This is a genomic window from Micromonospora sp. R311, from assembly GCF_056780015.1.
This window is the reverse complement of the sequence record NZ_JBSWCE010000006.1, coordinates 168046-183812: the sequence shown is the minus strand read 5'-3', so window position 1 is coordinate 183812 and position 15767 is coordinate 168046. Positions and strand designations below refer to the sequence as shown.

General features: G+C 74.2%; 12 protein-coding genes. 3 read left to right on the top strand and 9 right to left on the bottom strand.

Annotated features, from left to right (window positions below):
• Positions 1-242: 242 nt before the first annotated feature.
• From whiA to rapZ, 3 genes are read right to left on the bottom strand one after another with little or no spacing between them, the layout of a single operon-like run.
• Positions 243-1223 carry a DNA-binding protein WhiA gene (whiA, locus tag AC1WTP_RS07145; RefSeq protein ID WP_076467662.1) on the bottom strand — a complete coding sequence of 327 codons (981 nt, stop codon included), beginning with the start codon at positions 1221-1223 and terminating at the stop codon, positions 243-245.
• A 55-nt stretch (positions 1224-1278) separates the two neighbouring features.
• Complete coding sequence (locus AC1WTP_RS07140) at positions 1279-2259, bottom strand: gluconeogenesis factor YvcK family protein (RefSeq protein WP_481648421.1); 981 nt, start codon at positions 2257-2259, stop codon at positions 1279-1281.
• The gene (gene rapZ / locus AC1WTP_RS07135; protein ID WP_447136221.1) at positions 2256-3143 is read right to left on the bottom strand and encodes an RNase adapter RapZ; all 888 of its coding nucleotides are present in this window, start codon (positions 3141-3143) and stop codon (positions 2256-2258) included. Before rapZ ends, AC1WTP_RS07140 begins: the two co-directional genes overlap by 4 nt.
• 239 nt (positions 3144-3382) lie before the next feature.
• On the opposite strand from rapZ, the gene recQ reads away from it, so the two are divergent.
• Positions 3383-5230 carry a DNA helicase RecQ gene (gene recQ / locus AC1WTP_RS07130; RefSeq protein ID WP_481648420.1) on the top strand — a complete coding sequence of 616 codons (1848 nt, stop codon included), beginning with the start codon at positions 3383-3385 and terminating at the stop codon, positions 5228-5230.
• Between the two features lie 153 nt (positions 5231-5383).
• Here the strand turns inward: recQ and uvrC are convergent, their stop codons facing one another.
• The 4 genes from uvrC to rsgA all read right to left on the bottom strand — a co-directional run bounded on the left by uvrC (position 5384) and on the right by rsgA (position 12524).
• On the bottom strand, positions 5384-7369 hold the full coding sequence (gene uvrC / locus AC1WTP_RS07125) for an excinuclease ABC subunit UvrC (protein ID WP_481648419.1): 1986 nt from the start codon (positions 7367-7369) through the stop codon (positions 5384-5386).
• 262 nt (positions 7370-7631) lie between these two features.
• Positions 7632-8114: a Rieske (2Fe-2S) protein gene (locus tag AC1WTP_RS07120; protein ID WP_481648418.1), complete on the bottom strand. Its 483-nt coding sequence runs from the start codon at positions 8112-8114 to the stop codon at positions 7632-7634.
• A 212-nt stretch (positions 8115-8326) separates the two neighbouring features.
• On the bottom strand, positions 8327-11269 hold the full coding sequence (gene uvrA, locus AC1WTP_RS07115; RefSeq protein ID WP_481648417.1) for an excinuclease ABC subunit UvrA: 2943 nt from the start codon (positions 11267-11269) through the stop codon (positions 8327-8329).
• 175 nt (positions 11270-11444) lie between these two features.
• Positions 11445-12524: a ribosome small subunit-dependent GTPase A gene (rsgA, locus tag AC1WTP_RS07110; protein WP_481648416.1), complete on the bottom strand. Its 1080-nt coding sequence runs from the start codon at positions 12522-12524 to the stop codon at positions 11445-11447.
• Between the two features lie 169 nt (positions 12525-12693).
• Here rsgA and AC1WTP_RS07105 point away from each other — a divergent pair, with 169 nt between their 5' ends.
• Together AC1WTP_RS07105 and AC1WTP_RS07100 are read left to right on the top strand one after the other, a co-directional pair.
• Positions 12694-13410 carry a maleylpyruvate isomerase family mycothiol-dependent enzyme gene (locus AC1WTP_RS07105; RefSeq protein ID WP_481648415.1) on the top strand — a complete coding sequence of 239 codons (717 nt, stop codon included), beginning with the start codon at positions 12694-12696 and terminating at the stop codon, positions 13408-13410.
• An 8-nt stretch (positions 13411-13418) separates the two neighbouring features.
• Positions 13419-14072, top strand: a complete 654-nt coding sequence (locus AC1WTP_RS07100) for an MBL fold metallo-hydrolase (protein ID WP_481648414.1) — start codon at positions 13419-13421, stop codon at positions 14070-14072.
• A gap of 198 nt (positions 14073-14270) precedes the next feature.
• Here AC1WTP_RS07100 and AC1WTP_RS07095 read toward each other — a convergent pair whose 3' ends face one another.
• Together AC1WTP_RS07095 and AC1WTP_RS07090 are read right to left on the bottom strand one after the other, a co-directional pair.
• Complete coding sequence (locus AC1WTP_RS07095; protein WP_481648413.1) at positions 14271-14879, bottom strand: DedA family protein; 609 nt, start codon at positions 14877-14879, stop codon at positions 14271-14273.
• 101 nt (positions 14880-14980) lie between these two features.
• Positions 14981-15676 (bottom strand): class I SAM-dependent methyltransferase, encoded by a 696-nt coding sequence (locus AC1WTP_RS07090; protein ID WP_481648412.1) that lies wholly within the window; start codon positions 15674-15676, stop codon positions 14981-14983.
• Positions 15677-15767: the final 91 nt, after the last annotated feature.

Sequence of the window (15767 nt, the reverse complement as noted above, 5' to 3'; positions counted from 1 at the left end):
TCTGTCCGCCGGCGTGGGATCACAGCCGGCGAAGTGGTGTGCGCCGACCGTTGGAGCCGGCCGTTGACGGTTCATCTCGGCCACCCCGCCGCGGTCGTGGAGACCTGACCGCCCGAGGCGGTGAGAACGGCGAGGAGAACCGGTGCCGGCCCCCTTGCCGTACGCAGCGACCTTATCCGAGCACGCGGCGGCGCGCTGCGTCGGGTGGTGATCGCTCGCCACCGCGACGCCTCACCGTCCTATCAGACCACGAGCATGTCGGGCGTGACGGCCGCTTCGGTATCCGGGATGCCCAGGTCCCGCGCGCGCTTGTCGGCGAGCGCCAGCAGCCGGCGGATCCGGCCGGCGATGGCGTCCTTGGTCAGCGGCGGGTCGGCCAGCGCGCCCAGCTCCTCCAGCGAGGCCTGCCGGTGCTCCAGCCGCAGCCGGCCCGCCGAGGTGAGGTGGTTCGGCGCGTCGTCGGCGAGGATCTCCAGCGCCCGGGTGACCCGGGCGGCGGCGGCGACCGCGGCGCGCGCCGAGCGGCGCAGGTTGGCGTCGTCGAAGTTCGCCAGCCGGTTCGCCGTGGCCCGCACCTCGCGGCGCACCCGGCGCTCCTCCCAGGCCAGCACGCTGGAGTGCGCGCCGATGCGGGTGAGCAGCGCGGCGATCGCGTCGCCGTCCTTGACCACCACCCGGTCCACCCCGCGCACCTCGCGGTTCTTGGCGGTGATGCCGATCCGCCGGGCCGCGCCGACCAGGGCGAGCGCCGACTCCGGGCCGGGGCAGGTGATCTCCAGCGCGCTGGAGCGGCCCGGCTCGGTCAGCGAGCCGTGCGCCATGAACGCGCCGCGCCAGGCCGAAACCGCACAGCACACGTTCGCCGCGACCACGTGCGGCGGCAGCCCGCGCACCGGCCGGCCGCGCACGTCCAGCAGGCCGGTCTGCCGGGCGAGCGCCTCGCCGTCCTTGACCACCCGGACGATGAAGTGGCTGCCCTTGCGCAGCCCGCCCGAGGCGAGCACGTGGATCTCGCTGGGGTAGCCGTAGACCTCGGCGATCTCCCGCCGCAGCCGCCGGGCCACCGCCCCGGTGTCGAGCTCCGCCTCCACCACCACCCGGCCGGAGACGATGTGCAGCCCGCCGGCGAAGCGCAGCAGCGCCGCCATCTCCGCCCGCCGGCAGCAGGGCTTGGGCACGTCGACCCGACTCAGCTCGTCCTTGACCGCAGCCGTCATCGCCATTGTGCGTCCCCTCACGGACCCGGTTCCGGCGTGTCGCCGGAGATTACGTACGTGTCTAACGATCGGCGCCCAGGACGGGCACCAGTGCGGCGCCCAGGGCGGCCGGATCATGACGGGGAGTGCCGTCGGTGACCGCGACGGGGGCGAGGACCAGTCGGGCACCCAGCGATTCTGCCGCACGTTCGACCGGTTCGGGGTCACCCACCGCCTTGGAATCCGCCAGCACGAGGTCGACCTTGAGTTCCGGCAGGTACCAGCGCAGCGCGGCGAGGTGGTCGGCGACCGAGAGCCCCAGGGTCTCCTTCTCCGCGGCGAGGTTGAGGGTGACCAGCCGGCGGGCCGGGCTGCCGACGATCGCCCGGGCCAGCTCCGGCACCAGCAGGTGCGGCAGCACGCTGGTGTACCAGCTGCCCGGCCCGAAGATCAGCCAGTCCGCCGCGCCGATCGCGGCGACCGCCTCCGGGCAGGCCCGGGGCGCGGCCGGGGTGAGCCGCAGCGACTCGACCCGGCCGGCGGTCACCGCGACCTGGTGCTGGCCGGCGACGGTACGCACCTCGTCCGGGCGGTCCGGGTCGACGCCGCGGACCCGCGCCTCGATGCCCACCGGCTCGCAGGACATCGGCAGCACCCGGCCCACCGTGCCGAGCATCGCGCCGGCGTGTTCCAGCGCGGTCACCGGGTCGCCGAGCAGCTCCATCAGCCCGCAGAGCACCAGGTTGCCCACCGCGTGCCCGGCCAGCCCGTCCGCCGGGCCGGCGCCCTCGGCGGGCGCCGCGGCGAAGCGGTGCTGGAACAGCCCGGCGCTGCGCCGGGTCGCCGGGTGGTCGCCGGCCAGCGCGACCAGCGCCTGGCGCAGGTCACCCGGGGGCAGGCCACCCCGCTCGGCGCGCAGCCGGCCGCTGGAGCCACCGTCGTCGCCGACGGTGACCACCGCGGTGATGTCGAGGTCGAGTTCGGGGGCGCAGCGGCGCAGCGCCCGCAGCGACGCGGACAGCCCGTGCCCGCCGCCGAAGGCGACCACCTTCGTCGTCGTCATTCCCGCCCCAGGTCCCGGTGCTGGGCGTTGGCGGCGAGGCCGGACTGCCGCAGCCGGGCGGCCAGCTCCTCGGCGATCGCCACGCTGCGGTGCTTGCCGCCGGTGCAGCCCACGGCCACGGTCAGGTAGCGCTTGCCCTCCCGCTCGAAGCCGGTGGTGGTGGCGTTGACCAGGTCGGCGTACGAGGCCACGAAGGTGTCGGCGCCCTCCTGGCCGAGCACGTACGAGCTGACCGCCTCCTCCCGCCCGGTGTGCTCGCGCAGCTCCGGCACCCAGTACGGGTTGGGCAGGAAACGGGCGTCGAGCACGAAGTCGGCGTCCGGGGGCAGGCCGTACTTGAAGCCGAAGGAGAGCACGGTGACCCGCAGCCGGCGGGCGTCCTCGCCGCCGAACAGCTCCTCGATGCGCCGGCGCAGCTGGTTGACGTTCAGGTGGCTGGTGTCGATGATCACGTCGGCCTGGTCCCGGGCCTCCTCCAGCAGGCCGCGCTCGACCGCGATGCCGTCGGCCAGCCGCCCGTCGCCCTGCAGCGGGTGCGACCGGCGGACGCTCTCGAACCGGCGGATCAGCACCTCGTCGTCGGCGTCGACGAAGACCACCCGGGGCGAGAAGCCGCGCTCCTTCAGCTCCCGGATCGCCCCGGCCAGGTCGGTGGAGAACGCCCGCGACCGGACGTCGAGCACCATCGCCGTACGCCGGGCCGCGCCGCCCGCCTTGAACGCGAGCTCGGCCATGTCGAGCATCAGCGCCTGCGGCAGGTTGTCCACCACGTAGTAGCCGACGTTCTCCAGCGCCCGCGCCACCGTGCTGCGGCCGCCCCCGGACAGGCCGGTGACCACCACCAGGGTGGTGTCCGACTCCGCCGGCGCGGGCTGCCCGGCGATCCCCGCCGGGACGCCGCCCCGCTCCTCGGCCGTACCCGCCTCGCTCACCCCTACCCCCAAGCCGTGGTGCCGCGGCCGGGCGTCCCCGGTCGCGCACTGGTCAATCAGCGACTCTATCCCGCCCGGCCGAGGGGCCCGGCGTACGCCCGTCCCGGGGTGTCCCCCGGTGTCCGGTCCGCCCGGCGCGCCCGGGCGGCGCGGGCCGGCCGGGTGTCGGCCGCCGCTCGTAGAATCCGCGGATGGCTTCCCCCACCGACCTGCGCACCGCCGACCCGCTCGGGGTGCTGCGCCGGGTGTTCGGCTACGACGCCTTCCGCGGCTTCCAGCAGGAGGTGATCGAGCACGTGGTGGCCGGCGGCGACGCGCTGGTGCTGATGCCCACCGGAGGCGGCAAGTCGCTGTGCTACCAGATCCCGGCGCTGGTCCGCCCCGGTGTGGCGGTGGTGGTCTCGCCGCTGATCGCGCTGATGCAGGACCAGGTCGACGCGCTGACCGCGGTCGGCGTGCGGGCCGGGTTCCTCAACTCCACCCAGGATCTCGACGCCCGCCGCCGGGTCGAGGCGGCGTTCCTCGCCGGCGAGCTGGACCTGCTCTACCTCGCCCCCGAGGCACTGGGCACCCGTGGCGTGCAGCAGCTGCTCGACCGGGGCGAGATCGCCCTGTTCGCCATCGACGAGGCGCACTGCGTGGCGCAGTGGGGGCACGACTTCCGGCCGGACTACCTGGCCCTGTCGATGCTGCACGAGCGCTGGCCGCGGGTGCCGCGGATCGCGCTGACCGCCACCGCCACCAGCGCCACCCGCACCGAGATCGCCACCCGGTTGCAGCTCGCCGACGCCCGGCACTTCGTGGCCAGCTTCGACCGGCCCAACATCCAGTACCGCATCGTGCCCAAGCGGGAGCCGCGCAAGCAGCTGCTGAGCCTGCTGCGCGACGAGCACCCCGGCGACGCCGGCATCGTCTACTGCCTCTCCCGGGCCTCGGTCGACAAGACGGCCGAGTTCCTCACCGCCAACGGCATCCCGGCCCTGCCCTACCACGCCGGTCTGGACGCGGCCACCCGCGCCACCAACCAGCAGCGGTTCCTGCGCGAGGACGGCCTCGTGATGGTGGCGACGATCGCCTTCGGGATGGGCATCGACAAGCCGGACGTCCGGTTCGTCGCCCACCTGGACCTGCCGAAGTCCGTCGAGGGCTACTACCAGGAGACCGGCCGGGCCGGCCGGGACGGCCTGCCGTCGACCGCCTGGCTGGCGTACGGCCTGCAGGACGTCGTGCAGCAGCGCAAGATGATCGAGACCTCCGAGGGCGACCTGGCCCACCGCCGGAACCTGGCCGCCCATCTCGACGCGATGCTGGCGCTCTGCGAGACGGTCCGCTGCCGCCGCGCGCAGCTGCTCGACTACTTCGGCGAACCGATGACGGCCGGCTGCGGCAACTGCGACACCTGCCTGAGCCCGCCCGAGTCGTGGGACGGCACGGTGGCCGCGCAGAAGCTGCTCTCCACGGTGTTCCGGCTCGACCGCGAGCGCAACCAGCGCTTCGGCGCCGGGCACTGCATCGACATCCTGCTCGGCCGGGCCACCGACAAGGTCACCCAGCACGGCCACGACTCGCTGACCGTGTTCGGCATCGGCGGCGAGCTGCGCGAGGCCGAGTGGCGGGGTGTGGTCCGGCAACTGCTGGCCGAGGGCCTGCTGGCGGTCGAGGGCGACTACGGCACGCTCGTGCTCACCGACGCCAGCGCCGAGGTGCTGGGCCGCCGCCGCACGGTGATGATGCGACGCGAACCGGAGCGGGTGGCCGCGCCGCCGGCGGCCAAGCCGCGCGGGGCGGCCACCGTCGTCGCCGAACTCGCCCCGGCCGCCGCCGGGGTCTTCGAGCGGCTGCGCGCCTGGCGGGCCGCCACCGCCAAGGAGCAGGGCGTGCCGGCGTACGTGATCTTCCACGACGCCACCCTGCGGCAGATCGCCACCGACGCGCCCGGGTCGCTGGCCGAGCTGTCCCGGGTCGGCGGCGTCGGGGAGAACAAGCTGGCGAAATACGGCGAGCAGATCCTCGCCGTGCTCGCCGACACCCCGGCCTGACCACCCCAGGCGCACCGCGCCCGGGGCGCCGTGCCCGGGGCGCCCGCCCAGGGCGCCGCGCCCGGGGCCGCCATGCCCAGGGGCGCCGCGCCCGGGAGCACCGTGATCGACTCCAGGTGGCGCCCACCGGGACCCGCCAGGGCAACGGCGCGGTCAGTCGGTCGACGGCGCCTTCGCGGTGTCGTCGCCGTTCAACGCGGCCAGGACGGCCTCGGCCGTCCGCCGGCCCACGCCCGGCACCTCGGTGATCTCCTCGACGGTGGCTGCGGAGAGCCGCTTGAGCGACCCGAAGTGCCGCAGCAGCGCCTTGCGCCGCATCTCCCCCAGCCCGGGGACCCTGTCCAGCGCCGACTCCGTCATCCGCTTGGAGCGCCGCTGCCGGTGGAAGGTGATGGCGAACCGGTGGGCCTCGTCGCGGACCCGTTGCAGCAGGTAGAGCCCCTCCGAGGTGCGGGGCAGGATGACCGGGAACTCGTCGTCGGGCAGCCAGACCTCCTCCAGCCGCTTGGCCAGCCCGCAGAGCGCGACGTCGTCGATGCCGAGTTCCGCGAGCGCCTGCGCGGCCGCGGCGACCTGGGGCGCGCCGCCGTCGACCACCACCAGCTGCGGCGGGTACGCGAACTTGCGGGGCCGGCCGGTGGTCGGATCCACCAGCGCGCCCACCCGGGGCTCGTCGGGGCCGGCCTGCCCGGCGGGGGCGTCCGGGTCGTCGGCCGACTCCACACCCACCTCGCCGGTCTCGGCCCGGGCGTCGAGGTAGCGGGCGAACCGGCGGCGCAGCACCTCGGACATCGCGGAGAGATCGTCGGTGGCGCCCCGGATGATGAACCGGCGGTACTCGCTCTTGCGGGGCAGGCCGTCCTCGAAGACGACCATGCTGGCCACCACGTCGGTGCCCTGGATCTGCGAGACGTCGAAGCACTCGATCCGCAGCGGCGAGGTACGCATGCCGAGCGCCTCGCTGATCTCGTCGAGCGCCTTGCCGCGGGTGGTCAGGTCGCCGGCCCGGCGCAGCTTGTGCCGGGCCAGCGCGTCCTTGGCGTTGCGTGCCACCGTCTCCAGCAGCGACCGCTTGTCGCCGCGCTGCGGCACCCGCAGGGAGACCCGGCTGCCCCGGTGGCTGGAGAGCCAGTCGGCCAGCGCGTCGGCGTCGGCGGGCAGCTCGGGCACCAGCAGCTCGCGCGGCACGTCGGCCTCGCCCTGCTCACCGCCGTAAACCTGGGTGCAGAAGTGGTGCACCAGGTCACCGGTGGTCAGGTCCTCGGTCTTCTCCACCACCCAGCCGCGCTGGCCGCGGACCCGGCCGTCACGGACGTGGAAGACCTGGACGGCCGCCTCGAGCGGGTCGTCGGCGAACGCCACCACGTCGGCGTCGGTGCCGTCGCCGAGCACCACGGTCTGCTTCTCCATCGCCCGGCGCAGCGCGGCGACGTCGTCGCGCAGCCGGGCCGCCCGCTCGAACTCCAACTGCTCGCTGGCCTCGGTCATCTCGCGTTCGAGCTTGCGCACCATGGTGTCGGTGCGGCCGGCCATGAAGTCGCAGAAGCCGTCGACGATCTCGCGGTGCTGTTCGGCGGAGACGCTACCCACGCAGGGCGCCGAGCACTTGCCGATGTAGCCGAGCAGGCAGGGCCGGCCGACCTGGCCGGCCCGCTTGAACACCCCGGCCGAGCAGGTACGCGCCGGGAAGACCCGCAGCAGCAGGTCGAGCGTCTCGCGGATGGCCCAGGCGTGCGAGTAGGGCCCGAAGTAGCGCACCCCCTTGCGCTTGGCGCCCCGCATCACCTGCAGGCGCGGGAACTCCTCGTCGAGGGTGACCGCGAGGTAGGGGTAGGACTTGTCGTCGCGGTAGCGGACGTTGAACCGCGGGTCGTACTGCTTGATCCAGGTGTATTCGAGCTGGAGCGCCTCGACCTCGGTGCCGACGGTGACCCAGTCCACCGACTCGGCCGTGGTGACCATCTGCTGGGTGCGCTGGTGCAGGCCCCACAGGTCGGCGAAGTAGGAGTTGAGCCGGCTGCGCAGGTTCTTCGCCTTGCCGACGTAGATCACCCGGCCGGTGCCGTCGCGGAAGCGGTAGACCCCGGGCGACTCCGGAATGGTGCCCGGCGCGGGACGGTAGGTCGAGGGGTCAGCCACGGCAGCAAGCCTAGTCCGCGCCCCCGACACGCTTCCCGATCGGCGCGGCGGGCGCGCGGGCCGGGTGCGCTCGCCGCCGGACCTGGCCGGCCCGACCGACCCGGGCTGTGCCGCGGTTCGTGGCGACCGGCCACCCGGGCACCCCCGGGCCCGCCGCCGCCCGAGTCGATCTCGACCCGCCTGCCGGCCCGGCCCCGAGCCCACCCGCCGGGCTCACCCGCTGACCCGGCCGCCCGGCCCGGCCGCCGGGCCGGGCGGCCGGTCAGGCCAGCGAGATCTGGTCGCCGGTGACCTTGACGTCCTTCGGCGCCAGCGGCTTGGTGGCCGGCCCGGCCTTGACCGAACCGTCGGCGATGGAGAACTTGCTGTTGTGGCAGGTGCAGTTGATGGTGCCGCCGTCGACGTTCGTCACCGGGCAGCCCTGGTGGGTGCAGATCGGGTCGAAGCCCTTGAACTCGCCGGGCGTCGGCTGGGTGATCACGACGCCCGCCGCGGGGAGGACCAGGCCGCCACCGACCGGGATGTCCGCGGTCCGGGCCAGCGACTGCGCCCCCTGGCGGTCGCCCCCGCCGGCGTCGCCGCTGCTCGGTACGGCCGGCCCGCCGCTGGTCTGCGCGGAGCCGTCGCCGGAATCCTCGCCGCCGCAGGCCGCCAAAACCACCGCCGCCCCGGCCGCTCCCGCGCCGGCGAGCAGGGCCCGCCGGGTCTGGGTGGCCGACCCGGTCAGCACCTGATCGTCACTCATGCCTCGCCTTTCTCTCGGCTGCCGCCGCCCCTCATGATCTCGCGGCCACACCTTGGGACACGCAGCCCGGTCCCCGCCGGTTCACCCGATCGGCGACCGGACGCCGCCACCGCTGGCCGGGCCGCTCTGGTTGATCATGAGGTTGGCGGCGGTCATGGCGATCATCTTCGCCGCCAACCTCATGGTCAACAGGTCGGGGATGCGGTGTCGGGTCAGCGGGTGCCGGCGGGGACCTTGCGGGCGGCCCGGGCCTTGGTGCCGTTGGCCTTGGCCGCGCGGGAGGTCGCCGCGGTCGCGCCCTTCGCCTCGCCGTCGAGCTTGAGCACCTGGCGCAGGAACTGGCCGGTGTGGCTCTCGGCCACCTCGGCGACCTCCTCGGGGGTGCCGGTGGCCAGCACCGTGCCGCCCCGGTGCCCGCCCTCGGGGCCCATGTCGATCAACCAGTCCGCCGACTTGATCACGTCGAGGTTGTGCTCGATGGTGATCACCGTGTTGCCCTTGTCGACCAGGCCCTCGAGCACCATCAGCAGCTTGCGGATGTCCTCGAAGTGCAGGCCGGTGGTCGGCTCGTCGAGCACGTAGACCGTCCGCCCGGTGGAGCGCTTCTGCAGCTCGGAGGCGAGCTTCACCCGCTGCGCCTCGCCGCCGGAGAGGGTGGGCGCCGGCTGCCCCAGGCGGACGTAGCCCAGGCCCACGTCGACCAGCGTCTTGAGGTGCCGGTGGATCGCCGGGATGGCGGAGAAGAACTCGGCCGCCTCCTCGATCGGCATCTCCAGCACGTCGGAGACGGTCTTGCCCTTGTAGTGCACCTCCAGGGTCTCCCGGTTGTAGCGGGCACCCTTGCAGACCTCGCACGGGACGTACACGTCGGGCAGGAAGTTCATCTCGATCTTGATCGTGCCGTCGCCGGAGCACGCCTCGCAGCGGCCACCCTTGACGTTGAACGAGAACCGGCCGGGGCCGTACCCCCGGACCTTGGCCTCGGTGGTCTCGGCGAAGAGCTTGCGGACGTGGTCCCAGACCCCGGTGTAGGTGGCCGGGTTGGACCGTGGCGTCCGCCCGATCGGCGACTGGTCGACGCCGACGACCTTGTCGACGTGCTCCAGCCCGGAGACCCGGGTGTGCCGGCCGGGCACCAGCCGGGCGCCGTTGATCTGATTGGCCAGCACGGCGTGGAGGATGTCGTTGACCAGGGTCGACTTGCCGGAGCCGCTGACCCCGGTGACCGCGATGAGCTGGCCGAGCGGGAACGACACGGTCAGGTTGCGCAGGTTGTGCTCCCGCGCGCCGTGCACCACCAGCTCGCGGCCGGGGGTCTGCGGGCGGCGTTGCTTCGGCGTCGGGATCGACCTGCGGCCGGAGAGGTACGCCCCGGTCACCGACTCCTGGTTCTCCAGCAGCGCCGGCACCGAGCCGCTGTGCACGATCTTTCCGCCGTGCTCGCCGGCGCCCGGGCCGATGTCGACGATCCAGTCGGCGGTGCGGATGGTGTCCTCGTCGTGCTCGACCACGATCAGCGTGTTGCCCAGGCCCCGCAGCCGGACCAGGGTCTCGATCAGCCGGTGGTTGTCGCGCTGGTGCAGCCCGATGGACGGCTCGTCCAGCACGTAGAGCACGCCGACCAGGCCCGAGCCGATCTGGGTGGCCAGCCGGATCCGCTGCGCCTCGCCGCCGGAGAGGGTGCCGGCCGGCCGGTCCAGGGAGAGGTAGTCCAGGCCGACGTCGAGCAGGAACCGCAGCCGGGCGTTGATCTCCTTGAGCACCCGCTCGGCGATCATCTTCTGCCGGTCGGTCAGCTCGATGCCGGCCAGCAGCTCGGCGCACTCGCCCACCGACAGGTTGCAGACCTCGGCGATGCTCTTGCCGGCGATGGTGACCGCGAGCACCTCCGGCTTGAGCCGGGCGCCGCCGCAGGCCGCGCAGGGCACGTCCCGCATGTAGCCCTCGTACTTGTCCCGCGACCACTCGGACTCGGTGTCCGAGTGCCGGCGCTCGATCCACTGCACCACGCCCTCGAAGCCGGTGTAGTAGGAGCGCTCGCGGCCGTACTTGTTGCGGTAGCGCACGTGCACCTGGTCGTCGGAGCCGTGCAGGATGGTCTTCTGTGCCCGGGAGGGCAGCGCCCGCCAGGGCGTGTCGACGTCGAAGTGCTCGGCCTCGCCGAGCGCCTCCAGCAGGCGGAGGAAGTATTCGAGGTTGTGGCCGGTGGCCCAGGGCTGGATGGCGCCCTCGCGCAGCGTGCGCTCCGGGTCGGGCACGACCAGCTCGGGGTCGACCTCCTTCTTGGTGCCCAGGCCGGTGCACTCCGGGCAGGCGCCGTACGGGGCGTTGAAGGAGAAGACCCGGGGTTCCAGGTCCTCGATGGCCAGCGGGTGGTCGTTCGGGCAGGCCAGGTTCTCCGAGAAGCGCCGCTCCCGCCCCGGGTCGTCCTCGGGCAGGTCGACGAAGTCGAGCAGCACCAGCCCGCCGGAGAGCCCGAGCGCGGCCTCGACCGAGTCGGTGAGCCGCTGCTTGGCGCTCGGCTTGACGCTGAGCCGGTCGATCACCACCTCGATGGTGTGCTTCTCCTGCTTCTTGAGCTTGGGCGGCTCGGTCAGCGGGTGCACCACACCGTCGACCCGGGCCCGGGCGTAGCCCTTGGCCTGAAGTTCGGCGAAGAGGTCGACGTACTCGCCCTTGCGGCCGCGGATCACCGGGGCGAGCACCATGAACCGGGTGCCCTCGGCCATGGCGAGCACCCGGTCGACGATCTGCTGCGGGCTCTGCCGGGAGATCCGCTCGCCGCAGACCGGGCAGTGCGGCTCGCCGATGCGGGCGAAGAGCAGGCGGAGGTAGTCGTAGACCTCGGTGATCGTGCCGACGGTGGACCGGGGGTTGCGCGAGGTGGACTTCTGGTCGATCGAGACGGCCGGGCTGAGGCCCTCGATGAAGTCGACGTCCGGCTTGTCCATCTGGCCGAGGAACTGCCGGGCGTACGAGGAGAGCGACTCGACGTAGCGGCGCTGCCCCTCGGCGAAGATCGTGTCGAAGGCCAGGCTCGACTTGCCCGACCCGGAGAGCCCGGTGAAGACGATCAGGGCATCCCGGGGCAGGTCGAGACTGACGTCACGCAGATTGTGCTCGCGCGCGCCACGGATGATCAGTCGGTCGGCCACTGTCCGTGTACTCCCGGGTGAAGAAGATGAGGAGAATCTGTCCGCTCCGTGGTGATTCTGAGCGGTTGTGCGGGCGCAGAAAAGCGCCTCGGCAACTCTAGCCCCGAGGTACGACACTTTTCCGCGCCGGCGCATTCCCCCAGCTCAGCCCGGTCGGCCGCCCTCGCCCGGCGCCTCAGAACCCGCCGGGCGAGGGCGGCCGGGCCGGCCGGTTCGCCCGGCGGCGGACGCCGCGCCAGCCGCCGCGCCGCTCGGCCGCCAGCCGGGTCTCCCGGCGCCGGGTCTCGTACGCCACCTCGCGCTGCAGCCGCCGCCAGCTCTCCCAGCGTCGCGCCAGCAGCTCGCCGCTCTCCAGCGCCTCACGCACCGCGCAGCCGGGCTCCCCGTCGTGCCCGCAGTCGCCGTACCGGCAGCCGGTGGCGAGCTCGGCGATGTCGGCGAAGGCCCGGTCGAGCCCGGCCACGCCGTCGAGCAGGCCGACCGCGCGCACGCCGGGGGTGTCCAGCACGGCCCCGCCGCCGGGCACCGGAACCAGCGCCCGCCAGGTGGTGGTGTGCCGCCCCTTGCCGTCCACCCGGCGGATCGCCTGGGTGGGCATCACCACCGCCCCGGCCAGGGCGTTCACCAGGCTGGACTTGCCGGCCCCGGACGGGCCGAGCAGGGCCAGTGTGCGGCCGGGCGCGACCTCGGCGCGCAGCGGGTCCAGCCCGGTGCCGCCCTCGGCGCTGACCGGCAGCACGGGCACCCCGGGCGCGACGGCGGCGAGTTGCCGGGCGATCGCCGCCGGGTCGGCCGCCAGGTCGGCCTTGGTGAGCACCACCAGTGGCCGGGCCCCCGACTCGTGGGCGAGGGAGAGCAGCCGCTCGATCCGGCCGACGTCCGGCTCGGGGTGCACGGGCTCCACCACGGCGGCGGCGTCCAGGTTCGCGGCCAGCACCTGGCCGCTGGCGTCCTTGCCGGCGGTCCGCCGGATCAGCGCGGTGCGCCGGGGCAGCACCGTCTCGACGGTCACCCGCCGGTCCGGCCAGGTGCCGAGCAGCACCCAGTCCCCGGCGCAGGGCAGCTGGGTCAGGTCGGTGGCGGCGGCGGCCAGCACCGCCCCGCCCAGGGTGGCGCGCACCGGACCGTCCGCGCAGAGCACGGTGCAGACGCCCCGGTCGACCCGGGCCACCCGGCCCGGGCGGTGGTCGGTGCGGCGGCGCGGTTGTGCCGCCCGGTCGGCGTCCCAGCCGAGGGCGGTCAGATCGATGGTCATGGCATCCTCATCGGTGTCGGAGCGGGTGACGCACGCGTGCTGAGACCGGCATGATCACCACCTCCTCCGAGTTCCGGTGCCGCGTTCGAGCCGACGGTAGGGTGCCCGGCGGCGCGCCGAAAGCGATTTCCCCGGCGACGTGCGGGCGGCCGACGGTTAGGGTCGGAACGTGACCACGGATCCACTCCTGCTGACCGGTGAGGTGGACGACGCCACGGCGCGCCTGCTGCGCACGGCGGCCACCTTCGACAGCGCGGACATCGCCGCCGCGTCGCTGCTGCCGGGCTGGACCCGCGGGCACGTGCTGACGCACCTGGCCCGCAACGCCGACGGCTTCGTCAACCTGCTCACCGCGGCCCGCACCGGCGAGCCGGTGTCGATGTACGCGTCGGCGGCGGCACGCGCCGCCGACATCGAGGCCGGCGCCACCCGCCCACCCGAGGCGCACCTGGACGACCTGCGCCGCTCGGCGGACCGGTTCGCCGAGGCGGTGGCCGCGATGCCCGCCGACGCGTGGGCGGCGACCGTCGACACGCCACGCGGCCCCAAGGTCGCCGCCCTGCTGGTCTGGGGCCGGCTGCGGGAGCTGGAGGTGCACCACGTCGACCTGGACGCCGGGCACCGGGCGGCCGACTGGCCCGAGGCGTTCGGCCACCGGCTGCTGCACGAGGTGGCGACCGACCTGGCCGAGCGCGGCGACGCGCCGCCGATGGTGCTGCGGTTCGACGGCAGCCGGCACGAACTGTTGATCGGCGACCGGGCGCACGCGCCCGTGGTCACCGGCGCCGCCCCCGAACTCGCCGCCTGGCTGATCGGACGCAGCCGCGGCGCCGTGCTGACCGTCACCCCGGACGGTCCGCTCCCCGAACCACCGGAATGGATATAGACCCCGTCATGACCTACAGCGGAGACGTCCCGCCCGGCGGCACGCCGGCCGTACGCGAGCTCGACCGGCTCACCATCACCAAGGTCTCGGTGGGCCCGATGGACAACAACGCCTACCTGCTGCGCTGCCGGGCGACCGGCGAGCAGCTGCTGATCGACGCCGCGAACGAGGCGCCGCACCTGCTGGAGCTGGTCGGCGACGCCGGCCTGGCCACCGTGGTCACCACCCACCAGCACATGGACCACTGGGTCGCGCTGGAGGAGGTGGTCGCCAAGACCGGCGCCCGCGCCCTGGCGCACCCGGACGACGCCGCCGGGCTGCCGATCGAGACCGAGCCGCTCGTCGAGGGCGACCGGGTGCGGGTCGGCGACTGCCCGCTGGAGGTCATCCACCTGCGCGGTCACACCCCCGGCTCGATCGCGCTGCTCTACCGCGACCCGGCCGGCACGCCGCACCTCTGGACGGGCGACAGCCTCTTCCCCGGTGGGGTGGGCAACACCGACAAGGACCCGCAGCGGTTCGCCGCCCTGATCGACGACGTCGAGCGCAAGCTCTTCGCCCAACTGCCCGACGAGACCTGGTTCTATCCCGGCCACGGCAAGGACAGCACCCTCGGCGCCGAACGCCCCGCCCTCCCCCAGTGGCGCACCCGCGGCTGGTAACCCGACCCAGCACACCACCTCAGATCCCCTAAATCCGGCGGCGGCGCCCCCACTCCCGGACGAACCCGGTCCACGACGGGGAGGGGGCCTGCCGTGCCCGGCGCAGGGATCAAGCCTGACCGCCCGGAGCCGGGCACGGCAGGCCCCCTCCCCCAACCGCAACCAGGGTCACCCGACCAGCGACCCCAGGCACCAGGCTCACCCGGCCAGCGCCCGCAGCCGCCGTCGCGTACCCAGCAACACCAGCGCCGCGAGCAGCAGGCCGACCGCCATGGTGACCAGCATCGGGCTGGCCGGGCCCGGCAGCAGCCCGGCCAGCGACCGGGACGCGGTGCCGAGCACCAGGTAGAGGCCGGCCCAGGCGGCGGCGCCGAGCGTCGCGCAGCCGAGGAACCGCCGGTACGACATCCGCAGCCCGCCCGCGGCCAGCGGCAGCAGCGCGTTGAACACCGGCAGGAAGGGGGCGACCAGCACCATCCGGCCGCCCCCGCGCCGCAGGATCCCCTCCGCCGCCGCCCAGCGCGACTCGCCGATCCAGCCGCCCACCCGGCTGTGCCGCAGCCGGTCCCCCCACCGGCGGCCGGCCAGGAAGCTCAGCGACCACCCGGCCAGGCAACCGGCCACCACGGCGGCGAAGGTGGCCAGCCCGGTGGCCGGCCGCCCCACCCCGACCGCGGCGAGGATCGCCACGTCGCCCGGCACCAGCACCCCCAGCAGCGGTACGGCGTCGAAGAGCATGACCACCCCGAGCACCCCCATGAGCAGGGTGGTGGGAAGCTCTCCGACCTGGGCCAGCCAATCCGCCATGCCCCGTACGCTATGACCGCCGCACCACCGTGGACATCGGGTTTTGCTCCCCAGCCCACCCTGAATCCCGGCTCGGGGTGGACCCTGAGGGCGGCCCGGTGTCAGCGGGGGCGCAGCACCTGCACCCGGCGCACCGGCGAGTCGACGCTGGGCTCGGTGGTCGGCACCGGATAGTCGGCGACCACGGTCAGCCGGTCCGGCGGCAGGTGACCCCGCCCGGGGTCGCCGACCAGCACGTCGGCGCCGGTGGCGGCGACCCGGCGCAGGAAGGCCAGCATCCTGGCGGCCATCGGCGCGCTGTAGAAGACGTCCCCGGCCACCAGCAGGTCCACCCCGCCGCCGTCGGAGTCGAGCAGGTCGCCGCCGGTGGCCGCGACGGCGACCCGGTTGGCCCGGGCGTTGACCGTGACGGCCGCGACCGCGTACGGGTCGATGTCGTTGGCCACCACCCGGCGGGCGCCGGCGAGCGCGGCGGCGATCGCCACCAGTCCGGAGCCCGCGGCCAGGTCGAGCACCCGGCGGCCGGCGGCCAGTTCCGGATGGTCGAGCAGGTACCGGGCGAGGGCCTGCCCACCGGCCCAGACCGACGCCCAGTACGGCGGCGGCAGGCTGCGCCCGGCGTGCGCCTCCATCCGGGCCCACCAGACGATCGCGTCCTCGGCCAGGTGCAACCGCACCTCGGGGACGAACGGGGTGCGCACCAGTCGGAGCCGGTCCAGCCCACCGCCGGGGGCGAGGATCTCCCGCTCCAGGTCGCTGAGGGCGGCGTCCGCGGCTTCGTTCACCGGCGCAAGCATGCCGCAGCGGGACCGCCACCGGGCGGCTTTCGCGATGCCGACCCGCGGAGTTCGCCGCACCGCCTGCGGCACTTCGCCCAGCAGATCAGGG